This is a genomic window from Ketobacter sp. GenoA1 (assembly GCF_003671475.1).
Classification (GTDB): Bacteria; Pseudomonadota; Gammaproteobacteria; order Pseudomonadales; family Ketobacteraceae; genus Ketobacter.
This window is the reverse complement of the sequence record NZ_RCHM01000042.1, coordinates 880,538-905,923: the sequence shown is the minus strand read 5'-3', so window position 1 is coordinate 905,923 and position 25,386 is coordinate 880,538. Positions and strand designations below refer to the sequence as shown.

General features: G+C 51.2%; 21 protein-coding genes. 10 read left to right on the top strand and 11 right to left on the bottom strand.

All coding sequences use genetic code 11. From position 1 onward, the window contains the following. Positions 1–8 precede the first annotated feature (8 nt). The 6 genes from D9N13_RS17840 to D9N13_RS17815 all read left to right on the top strand — a co-directional run bounded on the left by D9N13_RS17840 (position 9) and on the right by D9N13_RS17815 (position 5,856). Positions 9–1,199 carry an amino acid deaminase/aldolase gene (locus D9N13_RS17840; protein WP_290592810.1) on the top strand — a complete coding sequence of 397 codons (1,191 nt, stop codon included), beginning with the start codon at positions 9–11 and terminating at the stop codon, positions 1,197–1,199. Between the two features lie 26 nt (positions 1,200–1,225). After that, positions 1,226–2,659, top strand: coding sequence for a GMC family oxidoreductase N-terminal domain-containing protein (locus D9N13_RS17835; protein ID WP_290592808.1), 1,434 nt, complete (start codon positions 1,226–1,228; stop codon positions 2,657–2,659). Further along, positions 2,656–3,069, top strand: a complete 414-nt coding sequence (locus D9N13_RS17830) for a hypothetical protein (protein WP_290592806.1) — start codon at positions 2,656–2,658, stop codon at positions 3,067–3,069. Before D9N13_RS17835 ends, D9N13_RS17830 begins: the two co-directional genes overlap by 4 nt. Positions 3,070–3,071: 2 nt before the next feature. Then, on the top strand, positions 3,072–4,616 hold the full coding sequence (locus D9N13_RS17825) for an aldehyde dehydrogenase family protein (protein WP_290592804.1): 1,545 nt from the start codon (positions 3,072–3,074) through the stop codon (positions 4,614–4,616). A 77-nt stretch (positions 4,617–4,693) separates the two neighbouring features. Beyond that, a complete protein-coding gene (locus D9N13_RS17820; RefSeq protein WP_290592802.1) occupies positions 4,694–5,116 on the top strand; it encodes an MbcA/ParS/Xre antitoxin family protein in 423 nt (140 codons plus the stop codon). A gap of 5 nt (positions 5,117–5,121) precedes the next feature. After that, positions 5,122–5,856 carry an RES family NAD+ phosphorylase gene (locus D9N13_RS17815; RefSeq protein WP_290592800.1) on the top strand — a complete coding sequence of 245 codons (735 nt, stop codon included), beginning with the start codon at positions 5,122–5,124 and terminating at the stop codon, positions 5,854–5,856. A 23-nt stretch (positions 5,857–5,879) separates the two neighbouring features. Here the strand turns inward: D9N13_RS17815 and D9N13_RS17810 are convergent, their stop codons facing one another. Continuing rightward, entirely contained in the window at positions 5,880–7,229 is a 1,350-nt protein-coding gene (locus tag D9N13_RS17810) for a cytochrome P450 (protein ID WP_290592798.1), read from the bottom strand. Positions 7,230–7,360: 131 nt separating this feature from the next. Between D9N13_RS17810 and D9N13_RS17805 the strand changes: the two genes are divergently transcribed. The 3 genes from D9N13_RS17805 to D9N13_RS17795 all read left to right on the top strand — a co-directional run bounded on the left by D9N13_RS17805 (position 7,361) and on the right by D9N13_RS17795 (position 11,021). Next, the gene (locus tag D9N13_RS17805; protein ID WP_290592795.1) at positions 7,361–7,897 is read left to right on the top strand and encodes a TetR/AcrR family transcriptional regulator; all 537 of its coding nucleotides are present in this window, start codon (positions 7,361–7,363) and stop codon (positions 7,895–7,897) included. Positions 7,898–8,043: 146 nt separating this feature from the next. Next, a complete protein-coding gene (locus tag D9N13_RS17800) occupies positions 8,044–8,616 on the top strand; it encodes a YfiR family protein (protein ID WP_290592793.1) in 573 nt (190 codons plus the stop codon). Further along, entirely contained in the window at positions 8,616–11,021 is a 2,406-nt protein-coding gene (locus D9N13_RS17795; RefSeq protein WP_290592791.1) for an EAL domain-containing protein, read from the top strand. The genes D9N13_RS17800 and D9N13_RS17795 overlap by 1 nt, the downstream gene beginning before the upstream one ends. A gap of 4 nt (positions 11,022–11,025) precedes the next feature. On the opposite strand, the gene D9N13_RS17790 is transcribed toward D9N13_RS17795, so the two are convergent. The 10 genes from D9N13_RS17790 to sdhC all read right to left on the bottom strand — a co-directional run bounded on the left by D9N13_RS17790 (position 11,026) and on the right by sdhC (position 23,468). Beyond that, entirely contained in the window at positions 11,026–11,871 is an 846-nt protein-coding gene (locus D9N13_RS17790) for a lysophospholipid acyltransferase family protein (RefSeq protein WP_290592789.1), read from the bottom strand. Positions 11,872–12,013: 142 nt separating this feature from the next. Further along, positions 12,014–12,886, bottom strand: a complete 873-nt coding sequence (gene sucD / locus D9N13_RS17785) for a succinate--CoA ligase subunit alpha (RefSeq protein WP_290592787.1) — start codon at positions 12,884–12,886, stop codon at positions 12,014–12,016. A gap of 10 nt (positions 12,887–12,896) precedes the next feature. After that, positions 12,897–14,057: an ADP-forming succinate--CoA ligase subunit beta gene (gene sucC / locus D9N13_RS17780; RefSeq protein WP_290592785.1), complete on the bottom strand. Its 1,161-nt coding sequence runs from the start codon at positions 14,055–14,057 to the stop codon at positions 12,897–12,899. A gap of 195 nt (positions 14,058–14,252) precedes the next feature. Beyond that, complete coding sequence (gene lpdA, locus D9N13_RS17775; protein WP_290592783.1) at positions 14,253–15,692, bottom strand: dihydrolipoyl dehydrogenase; 1,440 nt, start codon at positions 15,690–15,692, stop codon at positions 14,253–14,255. A 71-nt stretch (positions 15,693–15,763) separates the two neighbouring features. Continuing rightward, positions 15,764–17,005: a 2-oxoglutarate dehydrogenase complex dihydrolipoyllysine-residue succinyltransferase gene (gene odhB, locus D9N13_RS17770; protein WP_290592781.1), complete on the bottom strand. Its 1,242-nt coding sequence runs from the start codon at positions 17,003–17,005 to the stop codon at positions 15,764–15,766. Positions 17,006–17,070: 65 nt separating this feature from the next. Next, positions 17,071–19,902 (bottom strand): 2-oxoglutarate dehydrogenase E1 component, encoded by a 2,832-nt coding sequence (locus tag D9N13_RS17765; protein WP_290592779.1) that lies wholly within the window; start codon positions 19,900–19,902, stop codon positions 17,071–17,073. Between the two features lie 334 nt (positions 19,903–20,236). After that, positions 20,237–20,944 carry a succinate dehydrogenase iron-sulfur subunit gene (locus tag D9N13_RS17760; protein ID WP_317622520.1) on the bottom strand — a complete coding sequence of 236 codons (708 nt, stop codon included), beginning with the start codon at positions 20,942–20,944 and terminating at the stop codon, positions 20,237–20,239. A gap of 11 nt (positions 20,945–20,955) precedes the next feature. Next, on the bottom strand, positions 20,956–22,728 hold the full coding sequence (sdhA, locus tag D9N13_RS17755; RefSeq protein ID WP_290592777.1) for a succinate dehydrogenase flavoprotein subunit: 1,773 nt from the start codon (positions 22,726–22,728) through the stop codon (positions 20,956–20,958). Positions 22,729–22,731: 3 nt separating this feature from the next. Beyond that, on the bottom strand, positions 22,732–23,100 hold the full coding sequence (sdhD, locus tag D9N13_RS17750; RefSeq protein WP_290592775.1) for a succinate dehydrogenase, hydrophobic membrane anchor protein: 369 nt from the start codon (positions 23,098–23,100) through the stop codon (positions 22,732–22,734). Then, positions 23,094–23,468, bottom strand: coding sequence for a succinate dehydrogenase, cytochrome b556 subunit (sdhC, locus tag D9N13_RS17745; protein ID WP_290592773.1), 375 nt, complete (start codon positions 23,466–23,468; stop codon positions 23,094–23,096). The genes sdhD and sdhC overlap by 7 nt, the downstream gene beginning before the upstream one ends. A gap of 561 nt (positions 23,469–24,029) precedes the next feature. Here sdhC and gltA point away from each other — a divergent pair. Continuing rightward, a complete protein-coding gene (gene gltA, locus D9N13_RS17740; protein WP_290592771.1) occupies positions 24,030–25,310 on the top strand; it encodes a citrate synthase in 1,281 nt (426 codons plus the stop codon). The last annotated feature ends 76 nt before the right edge of the window (positions 25,311–25,386 follow it).

Below are 25,386 nucleotides of genomic sequence, written 5' to 3'. Positions count from 1 at the left end.
AATGCATCATGAATTTATACCAGCAGTATTCAAGCGCATTTGAGTCTATCGACAAACCGGCAGCCTGGGTTGATATGGATCGACTTGACGACAACATTGCAACCAATCTGGCAAGAGCGAAAAACCGCTCCATCCGCATCGCGTCCAAGTCAGTGCGCAGCGTGCACATACTCCGCCACATACTGAACAGCAGCCAGCAGTTTAACGGCATCATGTGTTATCACCCTCGTGAGGCCGCTTACCTGGCGCAGCAAGGTTTTGATGATTTATTAATTGCCTATCCCAGCCTGTGCCGGAGCAGCATTATTGAAGCTCTGCACGCCTCAACCGCTCCGGTTAAGATCTGTTTTATGGTGGATCGAATTGAGCATGTGGCTTTACTGGACGCACTGGCCGCGGAACACAACCTTTGCGCCAATATCTGTCTTGATCTTGATCTATCGGTTCCTTTCCCGGGCCTGCATTTCGGTGTGCACAGGTCATCCATCAAATCGGCCCGGGAGGCCGTGGATTTCTATCGCCGGATCGCCACCTACTCCCACGTGAAGCTGTGCGGACTCATGGGATACGAAGCCCAGATCGCTGGCTTGGGTGATGATATACCCGGCAAGTTCATACAAAACCTGGCGGTACGGCATCTTAAGAAAAAATCCATTCCCGTGATCAACGAACGCCGTACCGAAACCATACTGGCGCTGATCCGCGAAGGCGCGGACCTTAGCATCATCAACGGCGGTGGTACCGGCAGCGTGGAATCCACTCTGGAAGAACCCCTGGTGAACGAAATAACCGTCGGCAGCGGTTTTTTCTGCTCTCACCTGTTTGACTATTATCGCAACTTCAGCCTGAAACCCGCTGCCGGTTTTGTAACGACAGTGGCGCGTAAACCCAGTGCGTCAATTGTCACCTGTAATGGTGGCGGTTATGTCGCCTCCGGCAGCGCTGAGAAAATCAAGATGCCGCTGCCTTATCTGCCATCAGGGTTAAAACTGGATAGCAATGAAGGTACCGGCGAAGTACAAACACCGCTGCATACCAACCATTGCACGCACAGCTTGAAGCCCGGCGATCCGGTTTTCTTTCGTCATGCCAAAGCCGGTGAACTATGCGAACACTTCAACCACCTGCATTTGATGCGTAATGGAGTGATCACCAATAAGGTAAACACCTATCGGGGAGATGGCTGGACATTCATGTGAGTTCAGCGACAAGGATCAATAGCACCATGAAACAACAGGTTCACGAGTACATCATCATAGGCTCCGGAGCATCCGGATCAGTCATCGCCCATGAATTAACAAAAGCAGGCGCCGATGTGCTTATGCTTGAGGCAGGCAAACGTTTCTCGGCTGCAACGTTTCCCGACAACGAACTGGATGCCAATGCGCAATTAATGTGGAATGGCGGAATGGATGCCAGTGCCGATGCCAGTACACTGTTCATTCGCGGCAAGGCCGTGGGCGGTGGAACCATCATCAATCAATGTCTGCTGGATCGCTTCGACGCTATGGCTCTGGACAGCTGGCGTGAAAAATCCGGACTGCCATTTTTTAACAGCCACGACCTTGCAACGCATTATGATGCTGTCGAATCCAACCTTTCCCTGCATCATATGGAAGAACGTGACTGGAATACCAATGCCAGATTGTACGTTAAAGGTTTCGAACAAAAAGGCTTTGGATGGGCACCGCTGCGCAGGGGTCAAAGCAACTGTGGTACCGGCAATGATTGCATGACCTGTCTGGGTGGGTGTCCACGCTCTTCAAAACAAAGCATGCTGGAAACCTTTTTGCCCAAAGCCGAAGCTCAGGGGCTTAAGATTCAATCCGAATTTTTGGTGCGCGAGGTGATCCATGGGCCACACCTGGTGAGCATTGCCGGTTATCACAAAAACGTAGCCACCACGCTTTATGCCAAAAAGGTCATATTAGCAAGCGGTGCCCTGGGCACCACTGAACTGCTGCTGAGATCCCGGCTGCAGGATCGCCTCCCGGCACTGGGAAAAGGGTTTTATTGTCATCCACAATGGATGACCATCGCATTGTTTGATGAGCTTATCGATTCCCACAAAGGGGCCTTTCAAACCGTTAAATCGGATGAACCCCGGTTTCGAAAAGCGGGATTCAAACTGGAGAATGTGTTTGCGGGCCCCATAGCAATCGGGTTGCTGAAGCCGGGTTACGGGTTTGAACATCAGCGTTTTATGCGCCGCTACCGTAATATGGCCTGTATTGAAGTGGCGGTGCGGGATCAGGATCCGGGCACAATTTCACTGAATAAACGTGATCGGCTCACAATCAACAAACCGCTGTCTGATGTCGACAGGCAAAAAGCAGAAAATGGCAATCAACTGGTGGCGGACATGTTTCACGATATCGGTGCCAATGAAGTGATGACGTCACCATTACAGATCGGACTGCATCTGATGGGGGGGTGCGCAATCGGCAATGATGAGCGTACCTCCGTGGTCAACGAAGCATTTCAAGTGCATGGAATGAACAACCTCTATATTGCCGATTCTTCTGTATTCCCGGACGCTCCCGGCATTAATCCGTCCCTGACCATTATGGCCCTGTCCCATCAGGCTGCAGCCTCTATTCTACGGCAGAACGGCATGCAATCAGCAACATCCAAGCCCACCAGAGAGGCGGTTTTATGAGTGATTTTACGTCCGGACTGTTTACCCTGAAACAGCTGCGTGGCTTGCAGAAACTGGGGGATATTCTCATGCCCGCTGGCCATGGTTTTCCTTCATTCTCAGAAAGCGGGTGCATACACCAAGTGGACACCGCAATGGGCAGCGCCCACCCGGACGATATCCGTGATTTCGGATTTCTGCTACTGCTGTGTTATTACGCTCCGGTAACCGTCATCAGATGGATTGTCAGTTGCGCAGACCATGCGGAGCGCTTCCCAAATCTGCTGGCGATCCAATTCAGAAAACTCAACATAGGAATAAAAGGCGTTGTTGTCAGCCTCTACTATTCGGGTAAGGTGGGCATTGGCCAGACCGGTTCACCCCTTGACGTGATTGAATTCAAACTCACCTGCAAACCCCTGGACCAATAATCATGCTAGACAACCAGCTCGAATCCAGCTCACTTGCTCAACCACTGGAGCCACTGCTTGATCTGTCCAGTCGCCAGGCAGCCGACATTTTTGCCCGGGCCGGGCGCGCACAGTCAAACCTGTCAAAACTAACGCTGGATATCCGGCTCGCCGGTCTGCGGAAACTATTGGATTACGTGGTTGAAAACCGGGATGACATCATCGATGTGCTGTGTCGGGAGACCAGAAAATGCCGAACCGATGCACTGGTTTCAGAAGTGCTGGGTGTATTGGACAATTTTGAATGGCTGCTGAAAAATGCCAGAAAGATCCTCAGGGAAAAGCGGGTTTCCACGCCCATCACTCTACTGGGGAAACGATCACGCATCGTGCATGAACCGCTCGGCACGGTTCTCATTATAGCGCCCTGGAATTATCCCCTGCACATTGGGCTGACCTCCATTCTGGCAGCCTACGTTGCCGGTAACGCAGTGATATTCAAACCGTCCGAACTGACCCCCATGCAGGGATTGTTTGAAAAACTATTCGCCGTCGACCCGGTAATGGCAGACAGCATCCAGGTAGTGTACGGTACCGGCAAATCCGCGGAACAATTAATTGAGCAAAAGCCTGCCAAGGTGTTTTTCACCGGCAGCGCCCGCACCGGCCGCAAGATTCTCCATCAATGTGCCGAGCACTTGATTCCCGTTGACCTTGAATTAGGTGGTAAAGATCAGGCTATTGTTTTTGATGACGTGAACCTGGAGCGTTCCGTTAAAGGCGTTATCTGGGGGGCCCTCACCAACGCCGGGCAGTCCTGCAGTTCCGTGGAACGAGTGTATGTGCAGAGCAGGATTTATGAACAGTTCGTTGCCTTGGCTCAGCAGGAAATTGAAAAGCTGGTCCTCAACAGCGGTGATGCAGGTAATGCCGATGTGGGTGGCATGACAGCGGATTTTCAACTGGATATCGTTCATCGACAGGTGATGGATGCCCAAGCCAAAGGTGCCAGGATTCTCACCGGAGGCGCCACCCTGCTGGACAACGAATTATTCTATCTGCCCACACTGATCACCGGCATTGAGGATGATATGGCGCTGATGACGCAAGAGACCTTCGGGCCGGTGGTACCCATTCTACCGTTCAACACGGAAGATGAGGTGGTGGATTGCTGCAACGCGTCAGCCTTTGGGCTCAGCGCCAGTGTGTGGAGCAAAAATCTGGTGCGTGCCAACCGGGTAGCCCGTCGACTTGAGTGCGGTGCCGTCAGCATCAACAACGTTATGCTCACGGAAGGCAATCCCGCCCTGCCCTTTGGTGGCACTAAGCTCAGCGGCTATGGACGCCAGAAAGGTGAGGAAGGTCTGCTGGGCTATACCCGATCCAAATCCATTCTCATTGACAAAGATAGCCAGAAACTGGAGCCGAACTGGTATCCTTATACGCGCTCTAAGTATCTTGCCTTTGATCAGCTGATCAAGACCATGTTTAGCCATAACCTACTGAAATTATTGAAGATGGCGATTATTGGCCTGAAACTGGAGACAATCGCCAAGCGACCAAGATAGCCCCTACAAGGAAATTTACTTGATTTTTTCCCTCTGTGGACATCATAATACTCCAGAGACTCGCAGGGGGATCACTCATGCATACAAACACTGCCACCCAACACAGCTACCAGAACCGGGATGACCGTGTCAGTGCGGCCGCACTGCTCAATTTTTTCGGCATAACCGACGAATGGGGGCTCAGCAGCAGGGATCAGATGATCCTGCTGGGCAATCCGGCCAAAAGCAGCTTCTATCGCATGAAAGAGTTTGCCGACGGCAAAATCAATAAACCGATCCGATTGTCGCAGGATACTCTGGAGAGGGTCTCATATGTCATGGGCATCTACAAAGCACTGAACATTCTCTTACCCAACCCTAAAAGAGCCGCTGACTGGATCAAAAAACCGAATGCCGCACCGCTATTCAACGGCCAGTCGGCACTGGACATTATGCTAAACGGGCGAGTTACCGACTTGAGCGATGTACGCCGATTTCTCGATGGTGAACGGGGACATTAATTGCAATGCCAATCAGCGAACACAAGGAAGTCTGGGTTGACGGCCCTCAGTACCGAATTATTCCAACCAAGTTTCCGCCCATTAATTTTTTCGAACGTTTTACTCCACCGGAACTGATGGATGAAGCATTTGAAATAGAATCGTTGACCAACGAACGCCTGCAGGACGAAGTCGGTCAGCTCTCTCATGTTGCCACCTCTGATCGTGTCAGCGGCCCCGGTGCCAGCGTGGTTATGGCCTCATTCACTCACACCGGGTATGCCAGCCGTTTCACCGATGGCAGTTATGGCGTCTATTACGCGGCACGGGATCTGGAAACCGCTATTCACGAAACGGTTTATCATCGGGAGCGGTTTATGAGCTATACCCGGGAGCCGGCCTGCGAGATTGACGTGAGAGTGTATAAGGGTACGGTACAAAAACCATTAATTGACCTCAGAGCGCAACAATACAGCCATCTGATGCAGCCTGATCCCGAACAGTATCATGATGCTCAGCTGTTTGCCGCCACCTTGAGAGCGGAGCAACGCAACGGACTTCTGTACCCCTCGGCCCGCAATCTGGGCGGGGAATGCATTGCCGCCTTCAAACCCACAACGGTTTCCTTACCCGTGCAAAGCAAGTGGCTGGTGTATCATTGGAATGGGCAACGCATCAATAAAGTGTTCGAAAAACGGGAAATGCTGATCAAGCTAAAGAGCGGGCAAGAAGAGGAAGAACAACTGCTCTCCCTCTGCTGAGCGTCAAACGCAACGCAAGCCCGTCAGATAAACTCAAGCTTAACCGGGAGTTTGTCCCCGGGCACCGGCAGAGACGTCATATCAATCGGCATTTGGTATCCGGGCTCCACCGACCATTTGAAGCGTAAAAGTATCTGGTGAAGAATGGCCTTCACCTGCACTTCAGCAAAATGCAACCCAATACACATATGAGCACCACCGCCGAAAGGTACCCAAGCGTAAGGGTGAATCTTGTCCTCCCGCCGCTCGTCCGAAAACCGGCCGGGGTCAAATTCAGTGGGATTCTTCCAATACTCCGGCATGTAATGGGTAAAATAAGGCGAAACCGAAACCAACGATCCCTTGGGAATCAATACATCCTTGTACACCACGTCTTTAACCGTCCGGCGGGGAATAGAAGGAACCGGTGAGCACAGGCGAAGCGACTCCTTCATGACCAGGGTCATACCAGTGAGCTTTTCCAGATCGTCAAATTCCAGATGTGACCTGCCCAGTTGCCGGCTTTCTTCACGTAGCTGGTCCTGCCATTCCGGATTCTTGGCTAAATGATAAAGCATCGTACACAGAGTAATGGTGGACGTATCATGGGCCGCCATCATTAAAAATATCATGTGATTGATGACATCATCATCAGAGAACTTCTGCCCCTCTTCGGTTTCAGCCCGACACAGTTGGCTGAATAAATCCGAACCGTTAGCCGCTCTCTTCTCTGCTATACGGGACTTGAAATACCGATACAACAGCTTGCGGCCATCCAATCCTTTCTTCCAGCGTCCGCCAGGTACCGGGTAGCGAACCAGGGCGGTCCCGGCCCTGACCGTGTCAATAAACGCTTTATTCAGTGCCGACGCTTCCGGGCCCAGCTTTTCACCCATGAAAATTTCGGTGGCCATATCCAGCGTCAGCTTTTTTATGGCCGTAAAAACATGGAAATCATCCTGTGGTAACCACCTCTGGATACCCTGTTCAATGGGCCGCTGCATCTCCCCCAGATACTGTACCAGAACTGGCTTCTTAAACGCGTTCTGCATGATCCGGCGATGATGACGATGCTCCTCAAAATCCAGCAACATAATCCCGCGATGGAAAAACTTGCCGATAAAGAAATCCCATCCCTGGTTGTTGGAAAACATATCGCCGCGGTTCTGGAACACAAATTGATTTGCATCAGGGCCCAACATACTGACCATTCGGGTTCCAAACAGATTACACCAGCTGATTTCCCCCAGTTGGTCGAAGCGCTTGCGTGAAAACTTGATCGGATTGGCCATGGAGTGGAAGGTATAACCCACCAAGGGCAATCCCGGATCACCGGGAATGGGTTTCGCGGTCAACTTTTCCCCTTCCTGCAACGTTACGCCAGAAACAGTCATATTCATCTCCGAACTTATTATTGTCGATAACAGCTAACAGAGCCTGACTCATCAGTCTCTTGATTAATCCAGAATAGAGAGGTACAAATAACAATACAACCCTGTATGTTTTTATTAGGGAATCTCTGCTAATGTCAAAACTATCTAAGCATGATTGGGTATCTGCGGGCATCAACCAATTAAAAGAGCATGGCCCCGCAGGCGTATCCGGGGAAAAAATAGCGCGCCGACTGGACGTCACCCGGGGCTCCTTCTACCACCACTTTCGCTCAGTGGACGAACTGGTCAAGCTGATGCTGGAATTCTGGGAGCAAACGCAAACCACGGACATCCTCAACCGGTCCAATCAGGACTATGAGGATTTGAACGAAAAAATGACCATGTTACTGGAATCGGCCTGGAACACCGATGCTGACCTCGAGATCGCTATACGCCAATGGGCCTTCACCAACGCCACCGTCCGTCAACATGTTGAGAGAATTGATCAAATCCGCCTTGGCTATATATCGGCAATCTATTCGCAGTTGGTTAACGACCCCAAGCGCGGCCCAAAGCTGGGAAAGATCGCATACTACGGCTTGCTGGGGGCTCTTCACGCCTGGCCCCGCTTTACCAAAAACAGGCTGCGGGACACCATCCTGGAGATTCAAGAAATCCTTACCGAATAAAACAACTTAAGCCAATGTAACTCTTTGTATAGTTTGCAAAATATAGGTTAGCAATTAAACTTGAGTTAAGTAGATCGATTAGACAGAGCGAAGTCGCCTGAGTCTGATAGCATACAGGCCTGAGCCCGATAACCGGATGTAATCACTTGAAAAATGGAAACTCATTGGGGCACCGATCATTGCTGCGCGCGCTGCCGATTTTCCTCTGCCTGTTCGCCCCTGCATCCGCTCTCAGCGCAGGGCCCGACGAATACACTTTAAAATTTGTTTACCTTTATAATTTTACCAAATTCATAAATTGGGAAGCAGAATCCACACAATTCCCTGAAGCGCCGTTTCACATTTGTGTTATCGGGCAACTTCCCGGCAATGAACCTCTGGATGTACTGCAAACCAAGCGCTCAAAAAACCGGCCCATTACCACAGGCAGATACAAAAGCAGTAGTGAAACCCAAGACTGTCATATATTGTTCATTACGAAAAGCATACGAAGATCTGAGGTGAACCAAATACTTGCCCAGCCCCATAAAAATACCATTGTAGTTGGTGAAACCAGAGATTTTGCCCGTGATAAAGGTGATATTGGGTTTGTTATTGATGACGAACAACACGTGAGAGTGGAGATAAACCTGGAGAACACGCACCGCAAAAACATAACCATTCGAGCCCCTTTGCTTGAAATCGCCCGCAAGATTTACCGAACAGAGGATAACGGCTGATGAAACTGCTCAGATCGATGTCCCTGCGGGTAAAGACCATCATGATCGCAATGGTTACCAGCTCACTTGCGTTGACGATTTCAGGGATGTTCTTCTCCCTTTATGATTATCAGAACGCTCATCAGAAAGCCGATCAGGAATACAAGGTAATCGCCACCATTCTGGCAGACCGCAGCAAAGTGTCCCTGGAGTTTCTGGATAAGGTCAGCGCCACGGATAACCTGGCCTCCCTTGATGCTCATAAAGCCATCACCCTGGCCTGTCTGTTTGATGTGGACGACACGCTGTTTGCCTCTTATCACCGCAACTCCTATCGCCCCAAGCGATGCCCAACGTCACTACCCAGCCAACCGGTGTTTGATGACAATCTGTTCAAGGAAATAAGGGAACCGGTGATCTTCGAAGATACCGTTATCGGTACTCTCTACTTGCTCGCAGACCTGGGCGACCTGCGCGAAACCATGTTTCTCCATATTGCGACCAGTATCATCATCATTGGTATCACGTTGTTCATTACCTTTTTACTTGCCGTCCGCCTGCAGTCTTTCGTCACCGTTCCCATAAAGAAACTGCAGGACACAGCAATCAAGATACGACAATCCGATAATTATTCCTTGCGCGCAGACAAAACCACGGAAGACGAGTTGGGCAACCTGGTGGACGCATTCAATGGCATGGTAGCCAAGATTGAGCATGATAATGTTGCCTTGCGGGACAGTGAAGAACGTTTTCGCACCTTGACCGCATCCTCTCCAGTGGGCGTCTTTCAAACCGACGAAGAGGGCCAATACACCTACGTGAATGCCCGCTGGCGTGAAATAACCAACATATACGATATACACCTGACGCAGGAATCCTGGATCAAAACATTACATCCCGAGGAACGCTTTCAAGTGTTATCCCGTTGGCGGGAATCGCTGGAAAAAGGTGAAGAATTCCGCATGGAATATCGTATGCTAAGGGACGATGGCGAGGATATTAACGTTATCTGCCACGCCAAACCCCTCTATGAAGGAAACGGTCAGATTGTGGGGTATCTGGGTAGCCTGTCGGATATATCAGAACTGAAATCAGTGCAGTTGCAGCTTGAGCAGCTTGCCTTATACGATCCGCTGACCAAACTGGCCAATCGTCACTTATTCCGTAATCGCCTGGAAAAGGCACTGAAACATGCAGAAAGAGAAGGCAGCATGATCGCTCTTCTCTTTTTGGACATTGATCATTTCAAAAAGATCAATGATACCATGGGCCATGACCAAGGTGACGAACTGTTAAAAGCCATTGCTCACCGGCTGCGTTTCTGTACCCGCCCCGGCGATACGGTTGCCCGAATGGGAGGCGATGAATTTACCATTCTTGTTCCTGAAATAAGCGAAGGCTATGAAGCCGATGCCATCGCCCGCAAAGTGCTTGACGTACTTAAGGTCCCCATTCGTCTGACCGGGTTGGAAGTGATCATTACCACCAGCATTGGGATCAGCGTGGGCCTGAAGGATGCAGAAGATGCCAATGCATTAATGAAAAATGCCGACTTAGCCATGTATCGGGCCAAAGCCAAGGGACGGGACAACTATCAATTTTTCTCTGATGAGATGAACGTTGAGCTTTCCCGACAATTGGCGCTGGAGGCAGAACTGAGAATCGCTCTCCAGCAAGAACAGTTTGAACTTTACTATCAGCCTCAAATCAATCTTAATGATGGTACGTTAATAGGCTATGAGGCCCTGCTGCGTTGGAAGCACCCTGAAAAAGGTTTCATCCCACCGTCTGAATTCATTCCTGTGGCGGAAGATTCCGGTTTGATTCTGCCATTGGGGGAATGGGTGTTACGGCACGCCTGCCGGGATATAAAACAATTCAGAAAAGAAGGCCTGCTACCCAACAGTGGTCATGTGGCCGTTAACATTTCACCCCGCCAGTTCCACGACCCAAACCTGGTCACCGTGATCAAAGATATGATTGATTCTGCAGGCATTGAAAGCAGTCATTTACAGGTAGAGATCACTGAGAACCTGCTGATGGAGAATGTGGAAGCCACCATCGCCACGCTGAACTTGCTCAAGGAACTCGGCATCATACTCGCTATTGACGATTTTGGCACAGGCTACTCATCGTTGAATTATCTAAAGCGCCTGCCAATCCACGTTCTGAAAGTGGATCGCTCTTTTGTTATGGATATTCCGGCAGATAAAGATGACATGGAGATCACCAGTGCAGTGATCGCCATGGCGCACAAACTGGGCCTTACTGTGGTAGCGGAAGGAGTGGAGATCATTGAGCAGGCTGATTTTCTCAAGGAGAACCAGTGTGATTTCGCTCAGGGCTTCTATTATGGCAAGCCCATGAGCGTTGCGGATCTGTATAAACATATTGGAAACGTGGAGCGTTGGCGCTCCAGTGGCTAGTTTTTCAAAGACTGGTGAGCAGTTTCCTGAATAGCCCCTTATCGATGTCGTTTTCCCTGATGGTCAGCAGTTCACCAATGATATCCTGAATCGAAAATGCCACTTCATCCCGCAGTTCAAATAGTGCGTCCTGATCGTTCTCTTTACCCTGATATGGAGACACCTCAATTTCATCACCAATGGCGAAGTAGAATCGCTCTGGGCGAGGCAGTGCCGTTAAACCTAAGCCTCGTGTTAATGGCATGATGATATCGCCTCCCCGCAACAGGCCTTTCTTCTCCAGTAATCCGGCTTTCTTTAGTAACTTACCAACCGGGGATTGCAGGATATCTTCAGCATCCAATACGATGTCATACATATCATCGGGGCCCACAACGGCAAATGGCAGAATGTTGTAACCATGCTGAATCGCCATACTGCAAAAGCCTGTGCGTCGTTTCCATGTCAACTGGTATTGTTCACCCTTGCGTTTGCTGACCTCCCTTGCGCCACCAGGAAATACCAGAACATGCTCCCCTCGTTGCATTAACGCAGAACAGTTCTCCCGCGTGCCCTCCACGCCTCCGGTGCGATCAAGCACATCGCGCCACAACGGAATATCATAGTGCTGATGATCGGCCAGAGCCCGCACCAATACACCGCGTTCCCGATAAATCTGAGCCAGAAACAACGGCACATCAATCACCCCATAGATGGTGTGATTGCCTACCAATAGCGTGGGCTTGTTCGGATCCAGTTTTTCCAAGCCATAGAATTTTGGGCTGAAATAGGCCCTTAAGGGAGCGGTCAATTTCCACAGTTGTTTTGCATCAAACAACTCTGTCTCAAATGGCTTATGCTGATATCCCATAAATGGTCTCGTACTCGATTAAAATGAAATAGGGCGCGACAATCAAAACGCCATTGTCGCAAAAATAACAGGAACAAAAAACCGGCTGACAGTTTCCTGCAGCCGGCTCTTCATTACAATCAGGAATGCACGCAACCGTTTATTACCAGCCCGTCAATTCCTTCAGTGCAACACCCATTTCAGCCGGGTTGCGTACGGTTTTAACGCCAGCTGCCTGCAATGCGGCAAACTTATCATCCGCTGTGCCTTTGCCACCGGCAATGATAGCACCGGCATGCCCCATGCGCTTGCCCGGAGGTGCAGTCACGCCTGCAATGTAGGAAACCACAGGTTTGGTGACGTTATTTTTAATGAACTCAGCGGCTTCTTCTTCTGCTGTGCCGCCGATCTCACCTACCATGATAATCGCTTCAGTTTGCGGATCTTCCTGCAACAGCGCCAAAGCGTCGATAAACGTGGTGCCTGGTATGGGGTCACCGCCGATGCCGATACAGGTGCTTTGACCAAAGCCCAACGCAGTGGTCTGGTTAACCGCTTCATAGGTCAGAGTGCCGGAACGGGACACAATTCCCACCTTGCCCGGCTGATGAATATGGCCCGGCATAATACCGATCTTGCACTCTCCCGGTGTAATGATGCCCGGGCAGTTGGGGCCAATCAGACGCAGGCCTTTCTGTGCTACATATTCCTTCACATACAGCATGTCCAGTACCGGAATGCCTTCGGTAATACAAACGATCAGAGGAATGCCCGCATCCGCTGCTTCCAATATGGAGTCCTTACAAAAGGCAGCCGGCACATAGATAACGGTGGCATCACAGTCAGTTGCCGCTTTGGCCTCTGCCACCGTGTTGAATACCGGCAAACCCAGATGTTCAGTACCACCTTTACCGGGTGTTACACCACCCACCATCTTTGTACCGTACTCAATCGCCTGTGTGCTGTGTAAGGTACCTTGAGCACCAGTAAACCCCTGGCAGATGACTTTTGTGTCTTTGTTAATTAAAACGCTCATGTTTAACCTCTCACTTCACCGCTGCAACGACTTTTTCAGCAGCATCGTTGAAGCCGGTTGCTGCTATTATGTTCATACCACTTTCAGACAGGATCTTTGCACCCAGGTCTGCGTTGTTGCCTTCCAGGCGAACCACAACCGGTACCTTCACACCCACTTCCTGCACGGCACCGATTACACCCTCTGCGATCAGGTCGCAACGAACGATCCCACCAAAGATGTTGACCAATACCGCTTCAACACTGTCATCTGACAGGATAATCTTGAACGCTTCGGTGACCCTTTCCTTGGTGGCACCGCCGCCAACATCCAGGAAGTTCGCAGGCTGGCCGCCTTTGAGTTTGATCAAATCCATGGTTGCCATCGCCAAACCGGCTCCGTTCACCATACAGCCGATGTTTCCTTCCAGGGCAACGTAGTTCAGATCCCATTCAGCAGCACGGCGCTCACGTTCATCTTCCTGGGTCGGATCGTACATGTCGGCGACGTCTGGATGACGCAGAACCGCATTACCGTCAATGACCAGTTTGGCGTCCAGGCAGTGCAGATTGCCTTCTGAGGTAATCACCAGGGGATTCACTTCGATCAAAGAGATATCCTTCTCTTCAAATAGCTTGGCCAGGCCCATGAAGATCTTGGTGAACTGTTTAACCTGATCATTGGTCAATCCCAACTGATAACCCAGGTTGCGGGCCTGATAGGGTTGCGCACCAATGAGAGGATCAATTTCTGCTTTAAGGATTTTCTCCGGTGTTTCTTCTGCAACCTTTTCTATTTCCACACCGCCTTCAGTGGAGGCCATGAAAACAACCCGTCGGGTGGCACGATCAACCACTGCACCAAGATACAATTCCTGGTCTATATCGGTACAGGTCTCAACCAGAATTTTATTCACCGGCTGACCATTGGCGTCTGTTTGATAGGTCACCAGATTGGTGCCCAGCTTGGCTTTCGCAAACTCGATAATTTCCTCTTTGGAGCTTACCAGCTTAACCCCACCCGCTTTACCACGCCCCCCAGCGTGGACCTGTGCCTTAACAACCCAGCGATCACCTCCGATCACGTCAGCGGCTTCTGCTGCTTCATGGGGAGTGCTGGCTGCAATCCCCTGAGAAACAGGCAGGCCGTACTGAGCGAACAATTGCTTGGCTTGATACTCATGTAAGTTCATTGGCTCACCATCGATCTGATAATTGTGTGGATCATCCACGTTAAACATACTTGACGCGATTACTTTCCCTCGCACCAGCTTGCGCCACTTGCGCTTAGCAGGCTTTCATTTCGCCTACTGTCTGAACAGTCGTAGTCCAGCAAAAAAGATCGGGGTAGGCTTCCCTAACCCGACCAAAACTGAAATTGCATCTACCTACTTCTTGCGTTTACGTTTGGCAGAGTGAATGGCTTTGCCATCCACATCCAAGCACGCTTCATGGAACACCTCGGAAAGACCGGGGTGGGCAAACACCATCATTTGCAGATCTTCGGTGCTGGCACCGAATTCCATCGCAATAATAGCCTGCATGATAATTTCGGATGCCTGGGGCCCAACGATATGAACACCCAAAACCCGATCAGTGGTTTCATCGGCAACCACTTTCACGAAGCCAGCGGTTTCATTGGCGGCCGCTGCCCGGCCGTTGGCGGCAAATGAAAACATACCGGTCTTGTAGGCATCACCACTGGCTTTAACCTGCTCTTCCGTGACACCTGCCCATGCCACCTCGGGATGGGTATAAATCACCGAAGGAATGCATTCATAGTTAATGGCAGTGTGATGACCCGCGATAATTTCCGCCACCATAACGCCCTCTTCGGTGGCTTTGTGGGCCAATGCCGGGCCCCGAACAATATCACCGATGGCATACACACCCGGAACATCCGTGGCACAACTCTGGTTAACGAAGATAAAGCCACGCTCATCCAAATTAACGCCACTGTCTGCGGAAAAAAGATCTTCGGTATAGGGGCGCCGGCCTACTGCCACTATCAGCTTGTCAACGACGATTTTCTGTTCACCATCAGCATCGCTGTATTCAACCGTAACCTTGTTCTTTTCAACCTTGGTTCCGGTCACCCGGGCAGACAATTTCACATCGATATTCTGCCCTTTCAGGTTTTTAAGCAGCTCTTTTCCGACCTGGCGATCAACCATGGGCAGGAAATTGTCCATAGCCTCCAGCACCGTGACTTCAGAACCCAAGCGGCTCCAGACACTGCCCAATTCCAACCCGATAATACCGCCACCGATTACACCCAGCTTTTTGGGTACTTCCGTAAACTCCAGGGCACCTGAGTTATCCACTACAATGCCGTCCTGCAGCGGTGCCATGGGCAACGCAATTGGCTCTGAACCGGATGCCAGAACCACACTCTCTGCCTGCAACTTCTCAGCCTCACCTTCATGAGGCGTGAACTCAACCTGCTTGCCGGACAGCAGCTTTCCACGCCCCTGCAGCCAGGTCACGCCATTGGCCTTCAACAGCATAGCGACACCATCGGTCTGTTTTTTGACGATGCCATCCTTGCGCTTGATCATTTCGGGCACGTTCATCTTAACGGTCTTCGCCTCGATGCCGTGAACCGCCAGGCCATCTTTTGCTTCGTGGTACTTCCAGGTTGAATCCAATAAGGCTTTTGAAGGAATACAACCCACATTCGCACAAGTACCACCCAGGGCAGGGTTTCCATCTTTATTGATATACATATCGATGCAGGCTGTATTCAAACCTAACTGCGCAGCCTTGATAGCGGCTGCGTAGCCACCGGGGCCACCACCGATTACAACGACATCAAAACTCTTTGCCATGATAAATTCCCATTAATCATTCTGACTCAATAAATTAACACGCCCGGTAAAACAGGCGTCCAGAATACTGCTTACAGATCCAGCAACAGACGAGCAGGATCTTCCAGCAAGTCCTTAATGGTCACCAGAAACTGCACTGCTTCCTTGCCATCGATCAGGCGATGATCGTATGACAGTGCCAGATACATCATAGGCAGAATCTCGACCTGGCCATTGACCGCCATTGGACGTTCCTGAATTTTATGCATTCCCAAAATTGCAGTTTGCGGTGGATTCAATATAGGAGTGGACCACAACGACCCGAACACACCACCATTGGAAATGGTAAAGGTGCCGCCCGTCATCTCCTCAAGGGAGAGCTTTCCGGATTGTGCTTTCTTGCCGTACTCAACGATTTTACCTTCGATTTCCGCAAACCCCATCTTGTCAACATCTCGCAAAATGGGCACCACCAAGCCTCGATCCGTTGATACGGCGACGCCGATATCGTAATAACCGTGGTAGACGATATCGTTATCATCGATTGATGCGTTGACCGCTGGATACTTCTTCAATGCTTCAGTGGCGGCCATCGTAAAGAACGACATAAAGCCCAGCCGGTGGCCATGCACTTTCTCAAACAGATCCTTGTAATTTTTGCGCATCTCCATCACAGGCTTCATGTTCACTTCATTGAATGTTGTGAGCATGGCTGAATTATGCTGTGCGGCCAGCAGGCGCTCCGCCACTCGGGCCCGAAGGCGGGTCATCGGAACCCTGCGCTCTTCCCGCTCGCCGATCGGCAGGGGTGCTGCCGCGGCAGCCTCAGCCTTGGGCACTGTCTGGGTTTTGGAGGACGCTTCAGACGATGGCGCCGCACCGGCACTCTTCAAGTGGTTCAATACGTCTTCTTTCGTGATGCGGCCGCCTTTGCCGGTGCCTTTTATCTGGCTCGGATCAAGGTTATTTTCAGAGATCAGCTTGCGTACGGCCGGCCCCCAACCATCTTCCACGCTGCCACCGGTATCAGTATCCCCGGCAGGTTGCTCCGCTGGGGCTTCCTCTTTCGCTGCTGCAGGTGCCGCCGCTGCACCACTGCCCTCTTCAAGATAACCAATCAATTCCTGGCTGAGGACGGTATCACCTTCCTCTTTCATGATTTTTCCCACTACACCATCGTGGGGAGCAACCACTTCCAGCACGACTTTGTCGGTCTCAATGTCCACCAACAACTCATCACGGGAAATGGCTTCACCGGGCTTTTTGTGCCAGGTGGCTACAGTACCGTCTGCAACCGCTTCAGGAAATTGTGGTGCTTTAATTTCAGTTGTCATCTGTGTTCCTTTATCGCCAATCTCTTCACAACCAAATACTGGGTTTGCTACTAACGTGGTTTCGATCAAATGTTGAAAGCGGTTTCAACAAGCTTGTTTTGCTCTTCGAGGTGCAACGACATATAACCTGCTGCTGGTGCTGCTGACGCGACTCGACCCGCGTATTGCAAGAACAGAGAAGGGTTAATTCTGTGCACCACGTGCCGCATGTGATGCTGGCTACAGTACCATGCGCCCTGATTCATGGGCTCTTCCTGACACCAGACCACATGCTTGAGGTTGGGGTACTGCTTGAGCATTTCGTACAGCTCTTCTTCCGGGAAAGGGTAAAGCTGCTCAACCCGGATGACCGCAGTGTTCTCAATCTCATTGTGAGCGCGATGCTCAAACAGGTCGTAGTACACTTTGCCACTACACAACACGACACGTTCAATCTGCTTGGCATCATGATCCCAGGCATCATCCAGAACCACTTTGAAGTAACCATTGGCCAGATCATCAATCGTGGATTTCGCCAGCTTGTGCCGCAGCAAGCTCTTGGGTGACATCACTACCAAAGGCTTACGCAACGGGCGAATAGCCTGTCGGCGCAACATATGAAAAACCTGAGCCGGTGTAGAGGGCACACATACTTGCATATTATGTTCGGCAGACAACTGCAAGAAACGCTCAAGGCGCGCTGAAGAGTGCTCAGGCCCCTGCCCCTCATAACCATGGGGCAGCAGCATGGTGAGACCACACAAGCGCATCCACTTGTGTTCACCTGACGAGATAAATTGATCGATTACCACCTGAGCACCGTTGGCAAAGTCGCCAAATTGGGCTTCCCAGATCACCAGGCCTTTCGGTGCAGTGGTGGCATAACCGTATTCAAACGCCAACACCGCTTCTTCGGAAAGCAATGAATCGTATAAATCAAAGCGGGTGCCTTCCTGAGGGATGGTTTTCAGCGGTACGTGTATGCCCGGCGCTTTCTGGTTATGCATCACCGCATGACGATGGGAGAAAGTGCCACGACCAACATCCTGCCCGGTCAGGCGCACAGGATAGCCTTCATGCAACATGGTTGCATAGGCCATGGTTTCAGCAAACCCCCAGTCAATGGACAATGCACCGGAGGCCATCTTTTGGCGATCCTCACGTATCTTCGCAACCTGCCGCTGCACACCAAAGCCATCAGGAACCTGGTCCAGTTGCTGCGCCAGATCGTGAATCAGTTTAGCATCCACTCCCGTATCGAAATAGGCCACATAATCGTGTCCGATATAAGGCGACCAATCCACAAACAGTTCGGTGTTGGGCTTTTTCACCAAAGATTTCACTACATGCTGACCGTCGTCCAGGGCAGACCGATAATCCCCCATCATGGAAGCGACTTTATCTTCTGTGAAAGAACCCTCTTCCACCAGACGAGAAGAATAAATTTCTCTGGGATTCTTTTTCTTGCGAATCACCTGATACATCATCGGCTGAGTGATCGCAGGCTCATCGGCTTCGTTGTGGCCCCGCGCCCGGTAGCAGATCAGGTCTATAACCACGTCTTTCTTAAACTGCTGACGAAAATCAATGGCCATTTGGGTAACAAACAGTACCGCTTCCGGATCATCGCCATTGACATGGAAAATTGGTGCCTGAACCATTTTCGCCACATCGGTGCAGTACTCAGTGGAGCGCGCATCATGGCGGTTACTGGTGGTAAAACCAACCTGGTTATTGACGATGATGTGGACCGTGCCACCGGTTTTGTAGCCCCGTGTCTGAGACATCTGGAATGTCTCCATCACCACACCCTGGCCGGCAAACGCTGCGTCACCGTGAATCAACAAAGGTACAACCTTATCGCCTTTCTTATCCTTGCGACGATCCTGCCGTGCCCGCACGGAGCCCTCTACAACAGGCGACACAATTTCCAGATGCGATGGGTTAAAAGCCAGCGCCAAGTGCAGTTCACCACCGGGGGTCATCACATTGGAGGAGAAACCCTGGTGATACTTCACATCACCGGACCCCACCTCGTTCTTCACCTTGCCTTCAAACTCACTGAACAGCTCAGCCGGATTCTTGCCGAGAATATTGATCAATACGTTCAAACGGCCACGGTGAGCCATACCAATGACCAGCTCTTTGGCACCATAGCTTCCGGCCCGCTGAACAATCTCATCCAGGCAGGGTATCAGACTCTCGCCACCTTCCAGGCCAAACCGCTTGGTGCCGGGATATTTGGTCGCCAGCATGCGCTCAAGGCCTTCCGCTGCAATCAGGCGCTCCAGCAGATGGGTTTTAACGTCAAGACTGTAGTTGGGGTGGGAACGGACACTTTCCATACGCTGCTGAATCCACCGCTTCTCGGCAGTATCAACAATATGCATATATTCCACACCGATACTGGTGCAGTATGTTTTTTCAAGCGCTTCAACAATCTCGCGCAGTGTGGCTTCTTCACGCCCCAGGAATACGTTTCCGGTCTGGAAAGTGGTGTCCAGATCCGCCGCCGACAGCCCATGGTGGGTCAGCTCCAGGTCTGGAACCGACTCTCGCTCCATGATATTGAGAGGATCGAGATTGGCTTTCTGGTGGCCTCGTACACGATAGCCCGTGATCAGCTGCAGAACCTTTACCTGTTTCTTTTCATGCTCGGAAGAGACACTGCTGACTGCAAGGGGTTGCACCCGGTTCTTATTCTTGGCGAGGTATAAAAAATGTTCTCGGACTGTGGAATGGGGAACGTCTGTCTCAGTTCCATTTACGCGGGGGAGTTTATCGAAGTTATCGCGCCATTGTTCCGGCACAGAATTGGGGTCTTTCAGATAAGCTTCGTATAGCTCTTCGACATAGTTAGCATTCGAACCGGATAGGTGCGAAGTACTCCATTGCCGATACATCAAACTATCATCCATTGCAGATCACCGTGTCGAACTAGGACACTATCTGCAAAGACGCGAATCAGCAACAGACACGTGTGAACATGTTAGGTTTGCGACTGGCGGGTTGAGCCAAATGCGCTTCGAGATAGTTCGGTTTTACCGATAAGCCCTAAGGTTTAATAATCAACCTGCTTCCGCTTTTTGGGCGGAGCAAGGAAATTCACAGAGGTCACCAAAACATTAGTTGACTGATGCCCCTGTATTCCCAACATCAAGTGTAGCGTCTTTTCAGTGGGCCACCTAAAGGGAATCGCTTAGGTGGCTGAGACCACTGAATTATATAGACTTCAGGCCAATAAACAAACGTTTATGTGCCCTGCTGCAGCAGCAGCGAACGAATGTGCCCGATTGCCTTGGTGGGGTTCAAACCCTTGGGGCAAACGTTCACACAGTTCATAATGCCTCGACAGCGAAACAGGCTGAACGGATCATCCAGATCGGATAATCGCTGCTCAGTCATCGTGTCGCGGCTATCCGCAATAAAGCGGTAAGCCTGCAACAGGCCGGCGGGGCCGATAAATTTCTCCGGATTCCACCAGAACGACGGGCAGGATGTTGAACAACACGCACAGAGAATACACTCATACAGGCCGTCCAGCTTGTCCCGCTCCTCTGGCATCTGCAAACGCTCTATGGGCGGAGCCGGCGTGTCATTGACCAGATAAGGCTTAATTTTTTCGTACTGGTTATAGAACATGGTCATATCGACCACCAGGTCACGAATAACCGGCAAGCCCGGCAGGGGCCGCAGGACCAACTTGCCTTTACCACCGGTTGCCTGTGAAATAGACGTAATACAAGCCAAGCCGTTCTTGCCATTGATGTTCATGCCGTCGGAGCCACATACTCCCTCACGACAGGAACGACGATAGGCCATGGTACTGTCCTGCTCTTTGACCAGACTCAATACGTCCAGCACCATTAAATCTTTACCACCAGTTTCAATCTGGTAGTCCTTCATATACGGCTCGGAATCAGTGTCCGGATTGTAGCGATAAATACTAACCTGCAACATATTGATTCACCTTAATAAGTTCGGACCTTGGGCTGGAACGTATCAACTTGCTTGGGAGAGAAGTTGACGGCGCGCTGAGAAAGCTGCTTGGTCTTCGGATCATAGATCGAGTGGGCCAGCCAGTTTTCATCATCACGGTCGGGGAAGTCATAACGGCTGTGGGCGCCACGACTTTCCTTACGGCCTTCTGCAGCAATGGCAGTGGCCTCAGCCACCTCCAGCAGGTTATCCAACTCCAGCGCTTCAATTCGAGCGGTATTGTAGGCACTGCTTTTGTCATCAAGATGGGTATTGCCAATGCGCTCACGCAGCTCTTCCAGCTTTTTAACACCTTCCTGCATGAGATCGCCTTTACGGAATACACCGAAGTTATTCTGCATATTGGTCTGCAGCTCCTTGCGCAGCTTTGCCACATCCTCGCCGTCGCTGCTGGTCTCAAGACGGTTCATCCGACTGTAAGCCCGCTCCAGATCCGACTCGGAGGTATCACGATGCTCGATACCATCCTTGAGCGCTTTCTCGATAAACAGCCCGGCAGCCCGACCGAACACCACCAGGTCAAGCAGGGAGTTGCCGCCCAGGCGATTGGCACCGTGCACTGATACGCAGGCTACCTCACCCACCGCATACAAGCCGTCGATGATCTTATCTTTGCCTTCTGCATCCTGCATGATCGCCTGACCATGGATGTTGGTGGGTATACCCCCCATCATATAGTGACAGGTGGGCACCACAGGAATGGGTACTTTCACCGGATCGGCTGCGGCAAAGGTAATGGCAAGCTCGCAAATACCGGGGAGTCGCTTGTGCAGTACTTCCTCACCCAGGTGATCAAGCTTCAGGTAAACATGATCCCCGTCCGGGCCACAACCACGGCCATCGAGAATCTCTTGCATCATGGAGCGGGCGACAACGTCACGGCCGGCCAGGTCTTTGGCATTGGGGGCATAACGCTCCATAAAGCGCTCGCCATCCTTATTGACCAAATAGCCCCCTTCACCCCGGCAACCCTCGGTCACCAGTACACCCGCACCGGCGATACCGGTTGGATGGAACTGCCACATTTCGATATCCTGCACCGGGAAACCGGCACGCAGAGCCATGCCCACGCCGTCTCCGGTGTTGATCAGAGCATTGGTGGTGGACGCATAAATGCGGCCGGAACCACCGGTTGCAAATACGGTGGCCTTGGATTTGAAATAGACGGATTCACCGGTTTCCATGGAGATGGCAATCACACCGGTGACTGCTCCGTCCTGATTGGTCACCAGATCCACCGCATACCATTCGTTATAAAAGTTGGTATTGCAGCGAACGTTTTGCTGATACAGGGTGTGTAGCAGCGCATGACCGGTACGGTCTGCAGCGGCGCAAGTACGGGCAGCCTGGCCCCCTTCGCCGAAATTCTTCGATTGGCCACCGAAAGGACGCTGATAAATACGCCCTGCCTCAGTACGGGAGAAAGGCAGCCCCATGTGATCCAGCTCGAACACCGCTTCCGGGCCAACGCTGCACATGTATTCGATTGCATCCTGATCACCGATATAATCCGACCCCTTTACAGTGTCGTACATGTGCCAGCGCCAATCGTCGTTGGGGTCGGCACTGGCGATCGCGCAGGTGATACCACCCTGGGCGGATACTGTGTGGGAACGGGTTGGAAACACCTTGGAGATCAGGGCTGTTTTCTGCCCGGATTGCGCCAGCTGCAGCGCAGCTCGCATGCCGGCACCGCCACCACCAACGATAACGGCATCAAATGTCAAAGTACGCATATTGGCCATCTTTTAAATACCCCACAAAATCTGGATGCCCCACACTACGTACACCATGGTCACCAGTGCACAGACAGCCTGAAAAGCAATTCGAAGAACGGTCCCGGCAGCCCCCAACTGGCGCTCGGTCAGGTAATCTGTGGAAATGGTCCACAGACCTACCCAGGCATGGGCGGCCATAGAAATAAGGGCAATCAAAGTGAAAATACGCATATAAGTGGAAGACATGTAGGCCTGCCACTGATCATAGGTCAGGTCCGGGGTGGCAATGAGGAACCCCATCAGGCATAGGAAATACACACCAAGAACCACTGCAGTTGCACGCTGAATGACCCAATCGTACAGGCCGTTTTTACCCAAACTGGTTACGCTGGTTACCATACCCATACCCCCGCAGCAACGATCAGAACCGCTGACACAATCATGACAGCGATAGAGAGAATCCGTGACCCTTCCAAAGTCTCGAAGTAGCCGGCGTCCATCAGCAAATGGCGCACACCAGCAATGAAGTGATAAATGAACCCGGCAAGAATTGCCCAGACGATGAGCTTGGCGACGACACTGTCCATGCATTCTTTTAACGCATCGAACGATTCCTGGCTCTGCAGAGACAGGCCCAAACCCCATATAAGGAAAGCCATACCAACAAATATTGCGACACCCGCGATACGGTGCGTAATGGACGCAATCATTTGCGGCGTAAACTTGATAGTCGTGATATCCAGATTAACAGGTCGTTGACTTTTCACGGTTCCAACCACTGAGACTGTGGCTCCAAAATCGGAGCGTTAAAGGAAGTTCCGAGAACAGTTAGGCAAGAAAAATCAGGTAGTTAAATAACCCCGAATTTTGTACCCCTCTCTCATTCGGGGCCGAAGTATAGTCTCATAGACATTGAAATACAAATGATCAATTGACCCTATAGACGTTTGTATAATAAGCATTTATCACCACTTTGGCGCGCTATAGCCCCCTGATGCACTATAATGGGTGCAGCATGGATGACTGAGCGGTTTTTACCCCCAAAACAGCCACTCAAGCCTGAAATAAATTGACAAACTTTCGTTGAGTGATTAGCTTTGGCGACCACTTTTGCTCGGCCCCTTTTCGGCAGATGAGCTTAAGTAGTCAAATACGTTCACGACTAAGCCAAACAACGTGACACAATTACCTTTGTCTCACCGGGCTTAATGCAGAGGCTCCATATTAACGAGCACGTAGGCGCAGTTGCCTTCCTATCAGGAAGTCAATTGAGTGATTCGGCATAATTCCTGCCTGAAATGCCTACTAACCGAGTACAGGAGAGTAATATGACTGAGAAAAGCGCTCAGTTAAACCTAGGCGGAAACACCCTCGATCTTCCCATTTATTCCGGCACCATTGGACCTGACGTCGTCGACGTTGGCAAATTGACCGGCGCGGGTGTGTTTACGTACGATCCAGGCTTTGTTTCCACAGCAGCCTGCGAATCCAAGATCACCTACATCGATGGCGGCAAGGGCGTGCTCTTGCACCGCGGCTACCCCATTGATCAATTAGCAGACAATTCTGATTACCTGGAAGTCTGTTACCTTCTCCTGTACGGAGAGCTGCCCAGCGCAACCGAAAAACAGCAGTTTGAAAACACCATCAACAACCACACCATGGTGCACGAGCAATTGCGAAACTTCTACCAGGGTTTCCGCCGTGATGCACACCCCATGGCGATTATGTGTGGCGTTGTTGGCGCGCTGTCAGCGTTCTATCACGACTCTCTGGAAATCTCCGATGAGCGGCATCGGGAAATCGCCGCATTCCGGTTGATAGCGAAAATGCCTACCCTGGCGGCCATGTGTTACAAATACTCCCTTGGCCAGCCCTTCATGTATCCAAGAAATGATCTGAGCTACTCAGAAAACTTCCTGCAGATGATGTTTGGCGTTCCTTGCGAAGAGTATGAAGTTAATCCGATTCTGGCCAAAGCCATGGATAAGATCTTCATTCTGCACGCGGATCATGAGCAAAACGCCTCCACCTCTACCGTGCGCCTGGCCGGCTCCTCCGGAGCCAATCCGTTTGCCTGTATCGCTGCCGGTATTGCCGCCCTGTGGGGGCCCGCACACGGCGGTGCCAACGAAGCCGTACTCGACATGCTGACTGAAATCGGCGATGTATCCAACGTCGACAAGTTTGTTGCCAAGGCCAAAGACAAAAATGATCCATTCCGTTTAATGGGATTCGGTCACCGCGTCTACAAGAACTACGATCCCCGCGCCAAGGTAATGCGTGAAACCTGCCATGAAGTGCTGGGCGAATTGGGCATTAAAGACCCTCTTCTGGAGCTGGCCATGAAGCTGGAAGACATTGCCCGTTCTGACAGTTATTTCATTGAGAAAAACCTGTACCCCAACGTGGATTTCTATTCAGGGATTATCCTGAAAGCCATCGGCATTCCCACCAGCATGTTCACCGTAATCTTTGCCCTGGCAAGAACGGTTGGCTGGGTTGCTCATTGGCATGAGATGATCAGCGGCTCCTATCGAATTGGCCGTCCACGCCAGCTCTACACCGGCTCGCCACAGCGGGACTTTGTTCCACTGGACAAGCGATAAAAAAAGGCTGCGCAAGCAGCCTTTTTTTTCGACTATTATTTCAGTCAACAGCAGCGCTTGCCCACGGGAGGAAACC